This is a genomic window from Rhizobium sp. NFR07 (assembly GCF_900111905.1).
Taxonomy (GTDB): Bacteria; Pseudomonadota; Alphaproteobacteria; order Rhizobiales; family Rhizobiaceae; genus Neorhizobium.
This window is the reverse complement of sequence record NZ_FOKM01000018.1, coordinates 51,808-69,413: the sequence shown is the minus strand read 5'-3', so window position 1 is coordinate 69,413 and position 17,606 is coordinate 51,808. Positions and strand designations below refer to the sequence as shown.

10 protein-coding genes are annotated in these 17,606 nt (G+C 54.0%); all 10 read left to right on the top strand.

The annotated features are described in order from the left end of the window. The first annotated feature begins 21 nt into the window (after positions 1 to 21). The 10 genes from BM216_RS28150 (at position 22) to BM216_RS28105 (ending at position 17,326) form a co-directional block, all read left to right on the top strand. Positions 22 to 1,842, top strand: a complete 1,821-nt coding sequence (locus tag BM216_RS28150; protein WP_093002881.1) for a hypothetical protein — start codon at positions 22 to 24, stop codon at positions 1,840 to 1,842. Between the two features lie 196 nt (positions 1,843 to 2,038). Then, positions 2,039 to 3,307, top strand: coding sequence for a phospholipase D family protein (locus BM216_RS28145; RefSeq protein ID WP_093002879.1), 1,269 nt, complete (start codon positions 2,039 to 2,041; stop codon positions 3,305 to 3,307). Beyond that, positions 3,304 to 4,611, top strand: a complete 1,308-nt coding sequence (locus BM216_RS28140) for a DUF4238 domain-containing protein (RefSeq protein ID WP_093002877.1) — start codon at positions 3,304 to 3,306, stop codon at positions 4,609 to 4,611. The genes BM216_RS28145 and BM216_RS28140 overlap by 4 nt, the downstream gene beginning before the upstream one ends. Positions 4,612 to 4,866: 255 nt before the next feature. Beyond that, entirely contained in the window at positions 4,867 to 5,808 is a 942-nt protein-coding gene (locus tag BM216_RS28135) for a restriction endonuclease (protein ID WP_093002875.1), read from the top strand. A 585-nt stretch (positions 5,809 to 6,393) separates the two neighbouring features. Next, positions 6,394 to 7,224, top strand: coding sequence for a DNA adenine methylase (locus BM216_RS28130; protein WP_093002873.1), 831 nt, complete (start codon positions 6,394 to 6,396; stop codon positions 7,222 to 7,224). 4 nt (positions 7,225 to 7,228) lie between these two features. Next, the gene (locus BM216_RS28125) at positions 7,229 to 8,413 is read left to right on the top strand and encodes a metallophosphoesterase family protein (protein ID WP_177230950.1); all 1,185 of its coding nucleotides are present in this window, start codon (positions 7,229 to 7,231) and stop codon (positions 8,411 to 8,413) included. A gap of 1 nt (position 8,414) precedes the next feature. Then, the gene (locus BM216_RS28120; protein WP_093002869.1) at positions 8,415 to 10,265 is read left to right on the top strand and encodes an ORC-CDC6 family AAA ATPase; all 1,851 of its coding nucleotides are present in this window, start codon (positions 8,415 to 8,417) and stop codon (positions 10,263 to 10,265) included. After that, positions 10,258 to 11,208, top strand: coding sequence for a hypothetical protein (locus BM216_RS28115; RefSeq protein WP_093002867.1), 951 nt, complete (start codon positions 10,258 to 10,260; stop codon positions 11,206 to 11,208). Before BM216_RS28120 ends, BM216_RS28115 begins: the two co-directional genes overlap by 8 nt. 212 nt (positions 11,209 to 11,420) lie before the next feature. After that, positions 11,421 to 11,972: a hypothetical protein gene (locus BM216_RS28110; RefSeq protein ID WP_093002865.1), complete on the top strand. Its 552-nt coding sequence runs from the start codon at positions 11,421 to 11,423 to the stop codon at positions 11,970 to 11,972. Between the two features lie 269 nt (positions 11,973 to 12,241). Next, entirely contained in the window at positions 12,242 to 17,326 is a 5,085-nt protein-coding gene (locus BM216_RS28105) for an NACHT domain-containing protein (RefSeq protein WP_143102886.1), read from the top strand. Positions 17,327 to 17,606: the final 280 nt, after the last annotated feature.

Here is a 17,606-nt window from a genome sequence, read left to right as displayed (position 1 = left end):
GAACGAAGTTCGGAACGTCAAATGTCTCAGTCCACACGCATCAACCGATCTGCCGCCGACGCATGGTCGCAGCTGGTCAAAAGCGGAGCCCTCGACATCGATGGCCGTGACAAAGAGTTCGCCGAGACTGTCTGCAAGATGCTGGACCCAACAGCAGCTGATCTCGCGGACGCGCTCGCAAAAGCGACGACGGATCAGCTCATCAAAGTGTTCTTCCGTGCCCTCCAGCCTTTCTCGGAAATGTACCGCGAGATCCTGCGATTTTTCAAAACAGCCGGCGCAAAATACGGGCGGGACCAATGGCGAATCGGGATTACCGATGAGCACCTCGAGCTGTCTGACTTTGAAGATTTCCTGCGGATGTGGGACGGCGTTCCCGGTGAGATTGATGTTCCAGCAGTGGGACAAGAAGACTTTGGCGTTGTTTGGCTTGCCTGGGAAGCGTATCCGCAACTCGGAAACCTTGCCAATAGGGCGGCGCGAGAACCTGCCGAGCTCGGGATTGCCGACGTCGATCAGTGGCTCATCGACTATCGATCGGGTCAGATCAATCCGCTCCCATTGTCGGTGCTATCGAAACAACAGGACGCAGGCTTCCGGGAACTGGCCGCAATGGTCGCAACAGTTCATGAGTCGTTGGTGGCGTTTAGTCAGAACCGAGCTGTTCTGCGGTCGCAATTCGATTGGCAAACGTTGAAGGGCAGTGATGCGTTTTCGGTCAACCATCTTGCCTTCCTCGATACCGACAACTGGCTAGGGACAGCTGTTGCAGGCCTGGCACTAACAGATGGGATCGCGCCTGAAAATCGAAACCGGATCGGGCGCGTCCTACGAAACACGCTCGACGGCCTGCCAACGCGCAAGCTGAATGCAAGCGTCTCCTTGAACGACCTCGACCGGTTTCTCTCATTACCGGTTTGGCAGAAGCGCCACGAGATCTATGCGGTCTGGGTATTCTCGGAAATGGCCGTTGCCGCGAACGAGCACGATCTGGAGATACATCACGACCAGGGCAGGATCGCCTTCGAGTTCCGGGAAGCGCGGCTTGCAACTGTCACGTCGGCACGACCACCAATCGATATGATAACAGAGCGCCGGTCTCCTGTTGCGAACCCCGTCGGCGCTGGCCGAACCGCCAATGTCCAGCCCGACTTCGGGATTTGGGCACGCGATCCCGGCTCAGAGCGCTGCGTTCTGGTGGTCGAGGTGAAGCATTATAAACGGACCGAGAAGAGGTCGTTTTCGGAGGTCATGACCGACTATGCGGCCGCTCATCCGGATGCGCGTATCGTTCTGGTCAATTATGGCCCGATCGGCGACATTTTGGACCGCATCTCTCTCAGCGCGACCGGGCGTTGCACTACGATCGAGCATCTGACTGCCCTCAACCGGACGGCCAGGGAGGAATTTCGAGAGTCAGTTCGAAAGGTGATCGGACGACCGGTGCGGGCGGCTCTCGTGATCGGTGGAACAACCAGGGCGAAAAGTGCTGTCGCGGTCGATGTTTCGCGATCCATGGCTCCAGTTCTAAGTGATCCTCGGTTCATTTCGGCACTGGCCGCGATTGCGGTGACGCCACGCGCCTCCGAAATCCTTCCAATCGATAGACGTGTCCACACCGCGATTTCGGTCGATGGGGCTGTCGAGCGCTTGCGTTGTATCCAAGGCGACATAAACGCATTGGAAGGTCCGGTCACCGAGCTGCTTGGGACCTATGAGGAAGTAATCGTTTTTACGGATCGCGATGGGCTGAACGATTTGAGCGCATTAAAATCGGCAAGTAAGGAATTTGCCGACGGTGGCTTTTTCCAAGTGACTGTCTGCAGGCCTGAATCGACCTGATCGGCTGAATTGCAAGAGTAAGATACAGGCCTGAATGTTCGGTTCAACCGATCGAATGCGTCACTTGGTGGTCGGCTGTCGCGCCCACCAGCCCTCAAACTGACGTGAGGCCTTCAAACCCCGTTGAGAATCTGGGTTTCCTGCGACATCGTTCTTTCGCTATGGTTGCACTGAATGCAAACGGCTTGGGGGGTGAATGAGTCGAATTTTTTCGAATGGTCCAGCAAAGGACTTTGTCTTCAATCCTTTTTCCAAGCTAATCTCAGCCTCGTTGTCTGTGCAACTGGCAGCGCCCTACTTTACGGAGGCCCAGGGCATTCTAGAGGCTGCAGCGGAGGGAAAGCAGGTCAGACTGCTTGTCGGATTGAATTCCGCAACAAGCCCTGACGCACTCAAGGCGGTGTTCGGAGTACCGGGCCTGGCAGTCCGCTATCTCACCCGCCGCTTCCACGCGAAGATTTTCGTCTTCGACAATGCGGCACTCTTGGGCTCTTCCAACCTGACGGACGGAGGATTCCGAGCAAACCGTGAAGCGGTCATCTGCCTGGATCGTGAGGAGGATGCCGATTCTATAGAAGAAATCCGAACCCTTTTCGTCGAGCTCTGGGAAGCAGGGCAGGTTCTGACCCAACAGAAGCTGACCGCATTCGTCAATGCTACTAATGCCGTCCGCAAACGCATCCCGAATGCGGATCGCGAAATCGAGGAAGCGGTTGGCAAAGCCGAGCCGCCGAACATCAATGTCGCGAGCAGTACAAAACCCAAAGAGCGTGTGTTCCTTCAAACCTTGCAGCGCGAGATTTATGAGCAGTACCGGCCGGCTTTCTCTGAGGTGGCCACCCTCCTTGACGAAAACGGGCTGCGTCGGCCGGAGCTTGAATCTATGGGGTTGGCCAATGAGGCAAATCGCTTCCTGAATTACGTGCGGCTTACCCACGTCATCGGCGACGAGGCCTGGCAGGCCGCTCCACTGCGTGGGGCAGTGGAGCGAAAGGCACTCGTCCTGTCGCTCGGCAAGGAATGGGTTTTGGCCAAAAACAGCTTGGTACCCGAGAACTTCAACGAGTGGTTGGACACTGTCTCGCGCACGTTCGGGACAGCCGAGAGCCTCAAGGCCGCAGGGAAGGACGAAATTACACAGGGCCTCCTGTCACTGCACGCATTCTCCGAACAGCTGCGTTTCGTTAAGGGCGGCCAAAAAAACCTGCCTGGCGATTTTTGGGCACGCAATGAAGATCGCCTAGATCATGTTCGATCGTCCCTGAACTATCTCCTCCATGGGCCGGGAGATTTCATCGAGCGTTTTCACGACATTCTTTACCACCCATCGCGCCGGTTCGCGCGTTTCGGATACTTTTCGGCGCTGGAGCTCTATGGCACCGTCAAGCCCGAGGGGTGCCCTCCGATGAACGGAAGGATGGCGAAGGCACTGCGGTATCTAGGCTTCGACGTGAAGGGAGCTTGAACCAAGCCATGTCGAAACCTTCCAAGAACCACCATTATGTGCCGCGAGCACAGCTCCGCCATTTTTCGATCGACAAGAAGGAAAGGCAGGTTTGGGTCTTCGACAAAGAGAGTGAGCGGACGTGGACGAGCGCGATTGCAGGAGCCGGTTCGGAGAACAACTTCAACACGGTTGAGCTCGACACCGGCAGATGGAATTTCGAAGACCTGTTTAACGATGTGGACGGCCGATCTGCCGGGGTTATCCGCCAGATCGTCGATACTCGATCCCTCGCCTGGGTTCAGCCAGAAGACCATTTGGCGCTACTTGATCTATTCGCGACACAGATGCTGCGCACCCATCTGGCACGGACGTCACCGCGCTTGCTCGCCGAGCAAATGCGAGAGCTAGTGCGGCGGCTCGGCTATAATCCTGACCAGGATCCCGAAATGGCGATGCCGACCGAAGCAGCGTTACGGATTGAAGCTGTGCGGAGGTTCCTCGACCGCGGCGAGCTTGTCGCGCCTATGGCCCGCCTCCAACCGGCGCTTTTCGCGCCGAACCAAAACGAACGGTTTGTATTGTCTGATCACCCGGTTGTTGTCAGTAACGCCTATCCTTACGGCGATGCCGCGCTTCAGTCCCACGGCGTGATCGTCTTCCTGCCTCTCGCACCTGATCTCGCCGCTGTTCTCATTTGCCCTACAATCATTGCAAAATACGAGTCGATTGAACGCGCAAACCTGCCATCAGACCGACGCGCTCGGATGGAGCGGTACCGAGCAGGCTTCCGGACCGGCGAACCTATCAGGATCGAAAGTGAGGAGTTGCAAAACTGGAACCGGCTCGAGGTCGTTTACAGCCGACGCTATCTATACGGGTCCATCGATGACTTCGACTTCGCGCGCACTATCCTGGCCGAAGACCCTTCCCTTCGAAGGGTTGAGACGCATGTCTCGATGGGGGAAATGGGAGCAGCTCCTCCACAACGTCAAGGAATGCCGAAGGGGCTTCAGTTGGTAGTCCAAGGACAACACGACAGCTGCATCCTGGCGATCGTGGAAGTGGATAAATCTGGTGAAGGACTTACGGCAAGGACCGAGAGCCTGACCCTTCTGAAGCAGATTGCGGCGGATCCTGGCGAGATGAGCGTGGAACTCTATGAAGACGGCAACCTACGGCGCGGTATGGCGGCGGTACGTGTCGAGCCTGTGAAGAGACCGGTGTCTGGATGGTTTCGTGTAGTTCATCGCGACGACGGCCTCCGAGAACTTGCGCGCAAGACAGATCCGGGGCCACTGCGCAGAGACGAAAGCCAGGAATGATGATCGCGTTGAGGCTCGCTTTCTGTCGGCGCTATCCTTCTTGCGGTGCCCACTCGGACGCAGCCCCCGATCCGATAGGCTGATGCCATTGCTGCTAGACCATGTCAGGAAATGTGCCAGCGGCGCGCTGACTTCGCGATGCCTTTTCTCTGAGCGATTGTGCGAATTCGGTGCCCAGCATGCTTGCTGCCATCGTGGGTGGACATAGCAGAGATGTGATCAGACCCCGGACCAGTTGTAGAGAGAAAGTGTGCGATGCTTATCCCAACTAAAAATATTAGGGACTGGAAAAACCTTCAGGACACAGTTGCCAATTTCTTTCGCGAGATGGGCTACGAGGTACGTTCTCCGCATGTCGTGCAGCACGTCCGTGGCTCGAAGGAGGTAGATGTTTATGTTAGCGACCCTCGAACCAGCATACCTCATGTGATCCTGATCGAATGCAAGCATTGGGGATCCAACCTACCGCAGGAGACGGTGCACAGCTTTCGGACTGTTATGTCTGATTGTGGTGCAAATACTGGCATCATTGTTGGATCGACAGGTTTTCAGTCCGGCGCTGAGAAGGCTGTGGCCTACTCGAACATCGAATTAAGAACATGGGAGTCGCTGCAGCTTGCATATGGAAACGAGTGGTTCCTTTGCCAGAAAGAGCGGCTGAACCCTCTTTTGGCCAAGCTCAAGCACAATGACGGTCTTTATCTTGATCAATGGGAGACGCCCAAGACATTGCATAACCTCATGCGGTTCGACCACACGGGTCGTCTCTCGGAGCTCTACGACCTGCTCGAAGAAGGTCGGATGCTGATACTCGGGATGAGCGCAGGACCGCGATCGTATGATCAGCCAGGTCCTATTGAGACTCAAGTCTACGACGGCTACAAGGGCGCTGTGCCGGATAGGTACGGCCTGCCGGTCGTTCGTCATGACGACGTGCGCGCCTGGTTCCAATGGGCCGAACAGTGTTCAATGTCACTGTTGGAACGCATCGATTTGCTGGAAGAGGAAGTATTTCAAGCCTTTGATGCCTTGGATAGTAAGACGGCAGACGCTGCGTTCGACAAGACTCTAGAAAGCATCTGCGAAGAGGCTCCAATTCGCTTGCTGCGTTCGATCGTCGGCGAGGATGAATATCATCGATTGTTGGGCTTACTCGCCAATCGGTCCATTTCGGACGGCTCGCCGCCGACTGCTTAGGCTTGAGCCGCATTGAGGATACGGTGCTCGCCGTTTCTACAGGCCTTTCGACCGTATGTCAGGTGCAACTTCGTGATTTGCACACTCTCCTGAATCTGCTTTCACGGCCGAGTCTCGCAATTCCGCCAGTCCGCTCCCCGCTCCCCGCTCCCTTTGCGGCCATCTGACGTCTGCGTAGCGACGTTTGCTTTTGTCGCAAAGTTGCCTACTTAGAGTGGCGTCAAGCAGGGACACATCGAATATCGCGGCGGTCAATGTGTGGTCGGAAACCGCTTACCGAATCCGGGTTCGATAGCTCCGCCAATACTGTTCGCCACGCTAGCCATAGTCTCTCCGCACTGCGTCGATCGGTCTGACAAAGGTCCGTCGATCAATGGACGACCCGACTTGATGAAGGTCGGGGTCGTTCGTCGGAAGGAAGCGATCTCAGGTCTTACGACACAATGCTTCCGGTGGTCCGCGTCGGCGATTTCTTACCTGACTTCAGGACTAATCTGTATATGACCATTTTGAGGTGAGTTTGGCGATTGCAGGGCGTTCAAAACTAATCTATGTGAGAGAATCGCAGGGGAACTAGATATAAGTATGGAGGGTATAGGCGTTCAGCGGACGACCCAGTCGCCACGTAAGATACTCAAGTGGGCGGGAAGCAAGTCGAATGTTTCCTCGCAGCTGCAGCAATTTCTTACCTTTGACCGTCCCTACATCGAGCCCTTTTGTGGATCTGCCGCATTTTACTTCGAGCGCTTACCGCCGAAGGCAGCGCTTAATGATCTGAATTCCAACCTCATCGATTGCTATCGTAGTATTAGGGATGAACCCCACCATGTTTGGGAATATTATGATGCGCTCGAGGTTTCGGAGGAGAATTACTACCGGGCAAGAGCCACCTTCAATGAAATCACGAGAAGTCACCTGAAGTCTTCTCTTTTTCTGTATTTAAATCACTACTGCTTTAATGGAATTTATCGGACAAATAGATCCGGCCTCTTTAACACGCCCTACGGCGCCAAGAAAAAAATAAAGAAGAAGTTCTCGCTAGAAGATTTCAATTACTTCTCCGAATCTTTGAAGAATACAGAGTTACACAGTGAGGATTTCGAATCATTCATAAATAAGATTTCTCCAACCAACTCTTGCATATATATGGATCCTCCATATTTCACATTTGAGGGTAGAGTATTCAATGAATACGGTGCGAAGACATTCTTGGCGGATGACTTAGCTAGGCTACACACGGTTGCAACTAGGCTAGCAGCAAATAATATTGTGGTTATCTCTTATAAAAACTGCAGCGAATTCAGGGATTTATTTGAGCGGCATTTAGCTGCTCCGATTACGGTCACTAGAAACGTCGGTGGATTTGCTGGCCGCAGAAAGTCAGAAACCGAGCTCGTTGCGGTACTCGGGGGATGAACGCGTGCGACTATTGGTGATCAGCGACATCCACTGCCTATCAAAAGATATCGAACAGGGTAAAGGCTATGCCGGTCCCACAGGGAGCGATTTCTTTATCGAAGAACGCAACGCTCGGCGCAATCCAATTCTTGCTATTCCCAATGCATGGAAGGATACCCCTCCAAAAATAGACGCACTGATTTGTTTGGGAGACTTGGCTCACCAGTCCAAAAGGCTTCCATTCTTACAGGCCTGGCATGATCTCCACCAGTTAGCAGATATCCTCAATATACCTGACGTGTTTGCGGTTACAGGAAATCACGACATATTAAGTCGCGCCGAAGACGTCTTGGATGCTGAAACAAGGCTCGAGTTCTTGCAGACGGTCTCCCCTGATTTTCCATATCGCGACTACGACTTCAAGAAGGATTACTTTGGCACCGGTGTGGCGACCAAGGAGTTGGGGAGCTGCTGCATTATCGCAATCGACACTTGTCGTACGCATGGCCTGGGCTCAAGTGCTGAGACTAGTAAGCAGATCTGGGAAATCGGGCATATAAGCACAACGATGCGCGAAAAAGTTATCGCAGCGATCAAGGCTTCCGAAGCAACCCACTATTTGATCATGATGCATCATCACCCTGACCGAGTGGACGACATCAATGATATTCACACCGACGCGATGAAGGACGGAGCTGAATTTCTTCGTGATATCGGCGGTATTGGGAAGAAGTGCATCGTCCTCCACGGCCATAAACATCAAGTACATCTGAAGCACTCTCTTCACGGATCTCCCCCACCAATCGTGTTCTCCGCCGCAACGTTCGCATCTAAGCCTTATCCTTCTCAGTCGCGAGGATTCGAGAATCTTTTTCACGTCATAGAAATCGACTTGAATGAGCAACGTTTTCCAGCAGGAGCCGTCTATTCGTGGAACTGGAATGGCGCGCAGTGGGGCGAGAGCAAGCACGTTGACATGCCACACTACGTCCCGTTTGGACGCCAAGTTGACGTTTGTGAAATCGCGAAGACTTTGAGCGAGATCGTTATTACGTCAAAGGTGACAGCAGCGGAGCTCCACGAGAAATGTCCGGATCTAAAATTCCTTCATATAAATCAGGTCGATGCGCTGAATGAAGCGTTAAAGCCGTTCAAGCGGACGGTTTATCCAAAGCATTCGAAAATTGATGCGATGTTGGAGGATTGATATGGCATCGACGTCGCAGTTTAACGCAAGGAATGCAAGTGCGTCACAGATCGCGCGTGACTTCGTTATGCCCAGTTATTTCCCCGACGTGGCCGAGTACAGGAACATCGTTCTGGTCGGTCCACGAGGAATTGGAAAAACCACCCTCCTGAAGGCGCTCACGGCACCTGGTCTTACAGCCTTACATCAGAGAGAGGATTTGTTGGACCTGCTCCGACCAATCGATTTCGATTACATTCCCATTTATATTCCGGCGGAATCCATATGGAAGGGCACTGCAGGGCTGGTCGCAAAGGAAGTCCAATCAAGCCAGGATCGGGATCTGATCTTGGGTGGCTTATTTACAGATCATTGCCTCCACCAGCTAATATCCTCATTCGAAGAAGCAGCTATTGCAGTTGAGTCGGCCGACGGGCTCAAACACCCTTGGCAGGTCATGTTGTCAAATGTGCAAGAAGCGCAGATCGCTGAAAAATGTTCAGAGTTGTGGAAACTGGAAAAAGTCCAAAAATCGTTTTTGGGCATAAAAATGCAGCTTTTGCAGCGCTCAAACATATATCGCGGGGCAATAAACGCTGGAAATAACTCCCGCACGTTGGACGCGGTTCGAGAAATTGGCCACTTGGACTTTTTGGTCATGCTCAAAGGTTTTATGGACATCGCACAAACTTATTGCGGTGTTAAGCGGTGGACGATTTCATTCGATGAGATGGAAATTGCGCCAAAATCTATTCTCTCTCACTTATATGAGAACTTGAGATCGTTCGATCAGCGAGCAGCGTTGAAGTTCTCACTTTTTCCTTACGTGGATTTTTACGAAGAGCAAGGTGGCTTTATCCCGAACCCCTCCAGCCCCGAAGATGCTCAAGACTTTCACCCGATCATCCTCTCAAGCAAATTCGCAAATCCCGATTACACTTTTGCGAGAGGTTTGATCCGGTCTGAGTGTGACAGGCGCGCTGTTTCTTACGGGGCGTTTCGTCAGTATCTGAACAGCTCAAAAGCGATCCTACCGGGAAGTAGGGAGTTCACAGAAATCGGCTTCGAGCGAAAGCCTGCGAAGATATACGAATATGCAGTTAATCAGGCCGGCGACCTGTCACTGAAGCAACATCTTGCGTCCAAGGGCATTAAAGAGCCTCAAGACATCGAGAATCTCAAAGGCGAGGCTCGAAGAGCCGAGGTTGTGCGTAAGGTATTTCCAATCGCAGAAATACGCTCGTACTACCTCGTCAAGACAAAGGACAAAAAGGCCCCTTCCCGAAGGACGTCAGCTAAAGGTTACGGCTACTATCATGGCTTTGACCAACTTCTTGCGCTTACGGAGGGTAATCCTAGGGCGATCAAGTATTACCTCAACGACCTCATCACCGACATGATCGACGGTAGAGAATCCCACAGATCTCAAAACGCGGCAATTCCGATGAATGTCGACCGATTTCGCGCGATGGTTGCTTCTCAAGCGATCCCCCGAGATCTCTCCGGCGAAGATAGGTCGGCCCTTAAAGTCCTTGATGCAATGGGTTACGCCTTAGCTGATGGTGTTCTTGGTGACGTCTTCCACCCAGAGCCGCCGTTATCATTCAGAATAAAGAACGTACACCCTTCGCTGAAAGATGCGCTGATTTCTGCTGTCAATTCAGGGGCGCTTGTGGTTGAGCAGAATGTCAGCGGCAAGAAGCTGCTTTTTGACCTTGAAGGGTGCCGTGTTCGGCTGTCTTACCGGCTAGCACCGTTTTTCAAATTACCGACAATTTCGGGCCAGGAGCGATTACTTTCGGGAATGCCCGAAGTTAGGAAAAATATGGATTCGCAACCTGACCTGCTGACGTGGGCTATCGCTGATGCCTGACATAACACTGATCGCCGACCCTGATAAGCTGGAGGTAAGCATCCACATAGGATGCCTGGGCTACGAGCATCGGTCTATCGAGGCTTTGCGTCGTCTGGAAAGTGCGAAAGCGTCTAAAACCAAGCTGCTGTTCGACTATCGTAGTGAGTTAGATCACTGCTATATCGAGAATAGGCGTGAGATAGACAAATCAGGATGCATAATCATCGATGATTTGAAAACTTTTCTCGCCCAAATCCGACTGCATATTGCTAAGGAAATAGCGCCGACTGTTCAGCTCGACGTAACGTCGTTTGACAGGAAAAAGCTGGCGCTCATTCTGGAAGTCCTTTTCGAGAGCTCTGCCTCAATTGGCGCTGTGATACTAACTTACTTCCCTCGTCAATTTGCAGAGCCGTCGGGTGAACTGGAAGAGGTGCTCGAGTTTGGCCCTGTTACGCCTCGATTCGTTGGTGAGGTCTCCTACGAACGAGATAGCTTGTCCCTCATCGTCGGCGCGGGGTATGAATTTGGCCGTGTAATCGGAGCCATCGATGTCCTCGAGCCAGAGCTGACATATTGCATGTTTCCGGTCGGTACAGACGCTCGCTTCGAGCGTGCCGTCGCGCGCAACAATCTCGGGTTCAGCTTCTTGGACGATCCCAACTTGCTGATCCCCTACAGTGTGCTCAATCCCCACTCGACGTATTTTGCTATCAGGCGATTGATACAAGTCGAATTAAACGAGCGAAATGTGCTAGTTTTGCCGTTAGGGCCCAAAATTTTCGCTGCGCTCTCCATCATTATTGCGCTTATCTACTCACCTGCTGTGATGGTATGGCGCTACTCGACAGAAGACCTCAGACGGCCGAATTCACTGAGCGACGCAAAAGCAAGCGGCGACGTTGCGTTATTCGCCTTCACCTTCTCTGAAACCGCCAGCGTAAAACCACTCGTCATTTGACCAGACATTGTAGCAGCAGTCCTCCACCCATTTGGTCGAATGACGTGCTCAAAAACGTGATGGAGCCGTCCGTGCATGTGCAGCTCCGCAACCGAGGCCAAGTCCGCGACGAGGCTGAGGCAATGCTGAAGCGTGTTGGCCTAATTGACCGTGCGAACGCATGAGCCCGACATCAAACGATTTGTAAGAACAATGCTCAAAAGGAACAGATCATGGGCGGCTTGGTATTAGAAAACCACTGGGAACGCATTGTCTTGGCCTCCATTAGAGAATTTCTCGGCGCAGAGGACTACGCGACTTCACTTTGGACCGGTACAGATGGTGAGGCCGCGAGAGACGCAGCTTACGACGCTTTGCGTCGGAGCATGGTCTCAAGCATATTTCTGCACCACTTCTCTGAGGTCGCAGTTAATCGCCAGCACCAAGCCCTGCATGGCATGACTAAGATCGACATCTATAACGAGCTAGCTGCCAGATCAGTTGGACCCGATCAATCTGCCCGCCCTGAGGACGCAAAGATTTTGGGAGAAGTAGCAGACGCAATAAAACACGGAGAACTTACGGCCAATCATATTCGTCATGTGGCGAGAAACGGGCGCGTAATCGAATGGACGCATGAAGCTCCATCGCTACTCCTTGAAGGTAGGGCGAACAACGAACCACAGATCATCGTCGCGACAGGTAACGGCACGCGCTCGTTGAGGGCCGTTCTGCAAAACGTTTGCGGCACATGGAGCACTTGGCTTGGCCTCGCTCCGTTATAGCGTGAAGACCGTCGGGATTTTGCAGCTTATGTGGTGACGTGCTGCGAAGAATTTTCGGTGGACGACAGCGAAAGCCGGCCACTCTCTCGTGGACGTACTCTTCCGCAATACCTATCTCTACTTTGACTGGACATAGCGATGCTTCGCGCTCGGCCAGGCTGCAGTCGGTTTTCTAGTTAGCCGGAGAGGTCAAATTGAGCGGCTCTAATCCAGCGTCCACGGGTCCAGCTGGTCCTCGTTTCGAAAGCCAAGTGGGAGCTCATTACCTCTTGACCATGCTCGCCTCGGCTGAGCCGCGAGGGTTGCCGGGTACGGTCATCGATCGCGTGGCTTTTCAGCGGGGTGATGAAGGCTTCCCGCTGGATGATGTCATCGTCCATGCTCATGACAGGACAACGGGCGCCAAGGTAAGCCTCCAAATTCAGGTCAAACGAACAATTTCGTTTACCCCTACAGATGCCGCGTTCAAGAAAACGGCAGAACAGATTGCACGCGCAATCGGTGCTACCTCTTTCTGGGATGAGCGCAATGAATTGGCGATTGCGACCGCCAGAGCGTCCCGGAAAGTCCATGGTGCCTACCAGGACGTTCTTCGCTGGGCACGCCAGATGGGATCAGCACTGGAATTCTTCGGCCGCCTAAACAGGACAGGAGCTGGCAATGACGACATGCGTGCCTTCGTCCGAACGCTCCGTGATCACCTGCGTGAAGCCGGAGCAGATCATGGCGATGAGACGCTTTGGAAGGTTCTAGGCAGGCTTCAGATCCTGATTTTCGATTTTACAGCAGTTGGGTCTGCCAGCGAGGAATTATCTCGTGAGCGGGCGAGCCGTGTATTGGCAGCGGAGAAGGCTGATCAGGCATCGACCCTATGGACGACGCTGATCTCAATTACGGAGGAAATTGCAGCCGATGGGGGCGATCGAGACTTTGAGCGTCTTTCGGCAGACTTGTCGCCCCATGGCCTAGCTGTTGCAGCGAATGCCAGACTAAAGAACGTCAGAGCAGCCATTTGGGAATCATCTTCCCTCGCGCTTGCCGATATCGACTACAGGATTGGCGATAGCACACTCGCCCGAACTGAACGGATTGAAGCCGTTAACTCAGCGCTTCAGAGTGGCCGCTACGTTGAAATTCGGGGCGAAGCAGGTGTTGGAAAGTCCGGTATACTCAGGCAGTTAGCCGAGCAGTATTCAATTGAAGGCCGCATTATTGTCTTGGCCCCGGGCCGGACACCACTGCGAGGCTGGCCGCAGATGAGGGTCGAACTAGGTTTCGACGGCAGCTTGCATGAGCTTCTATCCGACTTGGCCGCCGATGGCGGAGCAAGTCTGTTCCTCGACAATCTCGACTCATTCAGTGAACAGGAACGAAAGACCGTCAACGACCTCTTACGAGAGTCGTCGCGTATACCTGGTATGACGGTTATAGCGACCGCGCGTCGAAACTTTGGCATTGACGAGCAATCGTGGCTGGACGTCGATGCTATCAAGGTGCTTGATCCCGCAACACCTGTTATCATTGACGAGTTAAATTCCTCGGAAGTCGAAGAGCTTAGCGACGCTCAACATCGGCTCGCCTTTCTGCTGGCCGATAACCATCCGGCCCGCAAAGTCGTGCGAAATCTATATCGACTATCTCGCCAGATCGCTCAACCGCAAGGGCTGCCCATACCTACAAGCGAACTGGATATGGCCGAGCATTGGTGGAGATCTGCCGATGGTCCCAGGAACGAAGGGCATCGCCTCCGCGCCCGTGTGCTGCGTTCGCTCGCCAGCATGGCGATCAAAGGCGAGTTTGTTCTTGATGCCAGCAATCTGGACGCATCCGCCCTGGACAGCCTGGTGCGGAGCGAAACCTTGAGAGACTTAGGCAATGATCGAGTGGCTTTCCGGCACGATGTCCTGCGGGAATGGGCCATCGGCAACCTGCTTTCGGCCGATCCGCATTCGTTTGACGAGCTATCGCTCGGAAAGCCCGCTACTGCTGTAGTCGGACGCGGGGTCGAGTTGGCAGCGCGGTTTGCGTTAGAACGCGGCGAGTTCGCCGGCGGGTGGGGCAAGGTCCTTGAGCGGCTCTCGAACCCTGACATCCATGGCTCGTGGCGGCGCGCCGCCTTGCTAGCTATCGTCCATTCCGAGGCAGCGACAGAATTGCTTAGGCGAGAGGCCGGCACGCTGCTGGAAAACGATGCCGGTCTATTGCATGAGCTGATCCGAACGGTGATGGCCGTGGACGTCGAACCAGCTTCGTCTCTTTTCCTTCAGATCGGGATCAAGCCGGAACAGATACCGCCGACCCTCTTTCTTCCCAACAGGGCATCCTGGCTGCATTTGATTCTGTGGCTTATCGATCTCGGAGCCAGTGTTCCTGCAAAAATCATCGATGACATCGCTGAGCTCTATACGAGCTGGATGCTTGCAACATTCGGGCAGGACCGCCTGACGCCAATCTTGCTTTCGTGCTTGCATAGATGGCTGGTCGATATCGAAGATGATGATCGCCAGGCGGAGCGTCAAATGAGCTACACAGGGTCATTTGGCTTCTTTGACGGCCAGCCCGTCGCAGAGAAGCTACGCACCGGGTTATTGCTATTCGCATCGAAAAGTCCGGATCTTGCAATCGACTACCTCGAACGCATCCGCAAATACAAATACGATCGGGGTATCATAGCAGGATTGCTCAAATTTAGTGGGTCGCTCGCCCAGGCAGCGCCAAAGCAACTTGCCGAGCTTATGGCGGGTAGCCTGATCGCAGTAGAGCCAGAGGATCCGTTCGAACGGTCGTCGCAGCGCCTCGGGCCATTCACATATCTTGATAGCCAGTTCCTCCCAGATGGGCCGACGAGGGGACCTTTCCTGGAACTTCTGAGGCATTCGACGCCCGACGGCCTTGGCCTCGTCAAAAGACTGGTCAATCATGCGATCGCCTTCGGATCCGGTGGTCGGGATCCTGGCACCGATGGCTTTGTTTTGATTTTGGACGGTGAGGAACGTTTTTTTCCATGGCGCAACACATATCGGTGGTCTCGTGGCGACAGCGGATATTATGCCATGGGCTCCTCACTCATGGCGCTCGAAATGTGGGCGCATGAGCGCATTGATGTCGGCGATGATTTCGAAGACATCCTAAAGACAGTGCTGGGGCCGGTTGGATCTCCCGCTGCCTTCCTTTTGATTGCAGTCGATCTGATCATTTCCCATTGGCCAAAGTCGAAAGAGATCGCGACTTCTTTCCTCGCCAGTCCCGAGCTGGTCAGCTGGGATCGTAACCGCGTAGCCCGGGATAGTTTCGACACGCGCGATCTGTTCGGTCTGCGAGCCATGCGAAGTGACCCGGCAAGCCTTGCGGCGGAAGCGGCATTGAAGTCGCGCCCCTCGCGTCGCGTGCCGCTAGAGAGCCTCTATCACGACTACACGATCAACGGGCCGGAGAGCCTTAGGCTCAATCTTGTTGGGAATCTCCAGTTGGCGGCCCAACGGCTTGGCGCCCCGGAACCAACTGCAAACTTTGCGGACCCAGAATTCATGGTCCAACACGCCCTGAATTTGTTGGAACCTGCCAACTGGATTGAACAGGAGTTACAAGCGGAAGGTGGCTCGGTCACACGTGGCCGCCAGTACATATCGCCTGAAATCGAGGCAACACACATTGCCAGGATGAACGAGGGAGAGGCATCTCGGATCGAGCACGCAAACCTGAGTGCGCTTTTGACAATGGCCATGGATAATTCCTCCGGGGCACCCATCGATCTGCCGTCGAGGGGCATTGAATGGGCTCGAAAACAATCAACAATTACCGGGGAAACCGCATGCGACGACGACAGTGATGATGAGGCGTTCGTCAATCAGGAGGCGATCCGCGCAGCAGCGTTAATCCTTCTTCGGGACGGATCGGACGAACTGCGACAGAAGCATGGTGCTTGGGCCGAGGAGCTCCTGACCAAGGCACTTGGCGCCAAGGACGACGCGGCGCATCGCGTCCGTGGGGGTCTACGGTTCAACCCAGTTGCGACTGCGTTCGCGGGACTAGCCGAGCTTTATCTGCGCGATCCGACAACCGCGCGCGTTCGGCTGCTCCTTGATATCGCAGCCAGAGAGAGCCCCGCAGGAGCCCATGGCTTAGCGACTGTCATTGGAAAGCTCAATGTCCATGACGAGCGACTACCAAGGGCAATCCTCCGATGTGCATTGAACGCATGTATCAAGCCCATAAAACTTTGGGATGATCCGGACGAGAGTGAAAAGCAGCGTGCGGATTATGCCACACGACAGGCGGCTGTCGTGAACACGGAGATTGCCTGGCTCAAAGGCGAGAATGAAACCGAACCGCAGTGGCCGGAATTTTCGACGGAAGACGAAGCTCGCGGCAATCGCAGGAACCGGCGGCGTCTGACCGTCGGAAAGGCGCCAACATCCGCGCCCAAACAGAGAAAATTTATCCGTGCGAGCACCTTTGTCGATGACCAGGCTGCCGCGCTTTGGATGAGCACCCTGCAGATTGTTACGGACGTCTCCAACATAGTGTGGGTTCGAGATCTTTTGTCAGCTTATAAGGATTTTTCAGCGTCGCTGAACGGAAAGGGTGTGGATACAGACGAAGAGCTATCCCGCACCGCCTATGAATGGAATGCACAGTATTACCCGCTACTGGCGAAATCACTCGGCGGGCTCTCAATCTCCGAAGTCGGAGCTTTGTCACTCAACGACATCATCAGTCTTCCCGATGAGCCGTTTTTCGATGTCATGCAGGTGTTTCTGCGAGCTGTAGATCTCGTCTACTTCCGAAGTGGAGAGCTTGACGACGTTGCGCCAGAAATTCGTCGACAGCTCACAGAAAGGCTTATCGGGACAAGGGGGTGGGACCGTCACGTTGGACGGGCATCGGGCACGGTCGAAGTCCATCTCGGGCCTGCTCTCGCAACATTACTGTTCAACGACTATGTTCTGACTCAAACATCCACCTATCTGAGACATGAGGATCTGGCACGCTTCAATCGTATCATCCCTCAGCTTCAGGATTTTCTCGCCAGGAGCCCAAGCTTCTTCACCGCGATTTTCACGATGAACACGCTCGAAGCCATGCCAGAAGCGAGCTTGCTTCCACTTCTCGTAGCTGGTAGCCGAGCATGGCTAACCGCTTATCCCGATAATGTTGACCTTTGGATTGAACGGAAGTTGGGGCAACGCATTTGCGCGTGGCTCGGCGAGATCCTGACCTCAAGTCCCAACGCTCTCGCCTCTGATCAACCCGTGCGAGACGAGGTCGACAACCTTCTTGCTTTCTTGGTGCGAGCAGGCGTTCCGGAGGCTCGCCAGTTCGAAGGTATTTTAGCGGGCGAATTGCCGAGGTAAACGCCTTTTTTCACCGCTGGACACTCAAACTTTGTAGCACTTTGACTAGCGATTTCGATAGCAGTCCGAACTGGCGCTCAAGTCGGAAGCCGAAATGGATGGATGGAACAATGCCTTCGCACGCCCCTCGTCCATGTGTATGTGCGACTGGTGACATCCGCTATTTCCGCGCGGGACGTTGCCAGGCGTGCGAGGGTCACGGAATTCGAAATCAATCGAGAGAGAAGGTCCTTGATCACAATCGGGTTGTGCGACGGCCGACATTGGACGAGTATCTCGC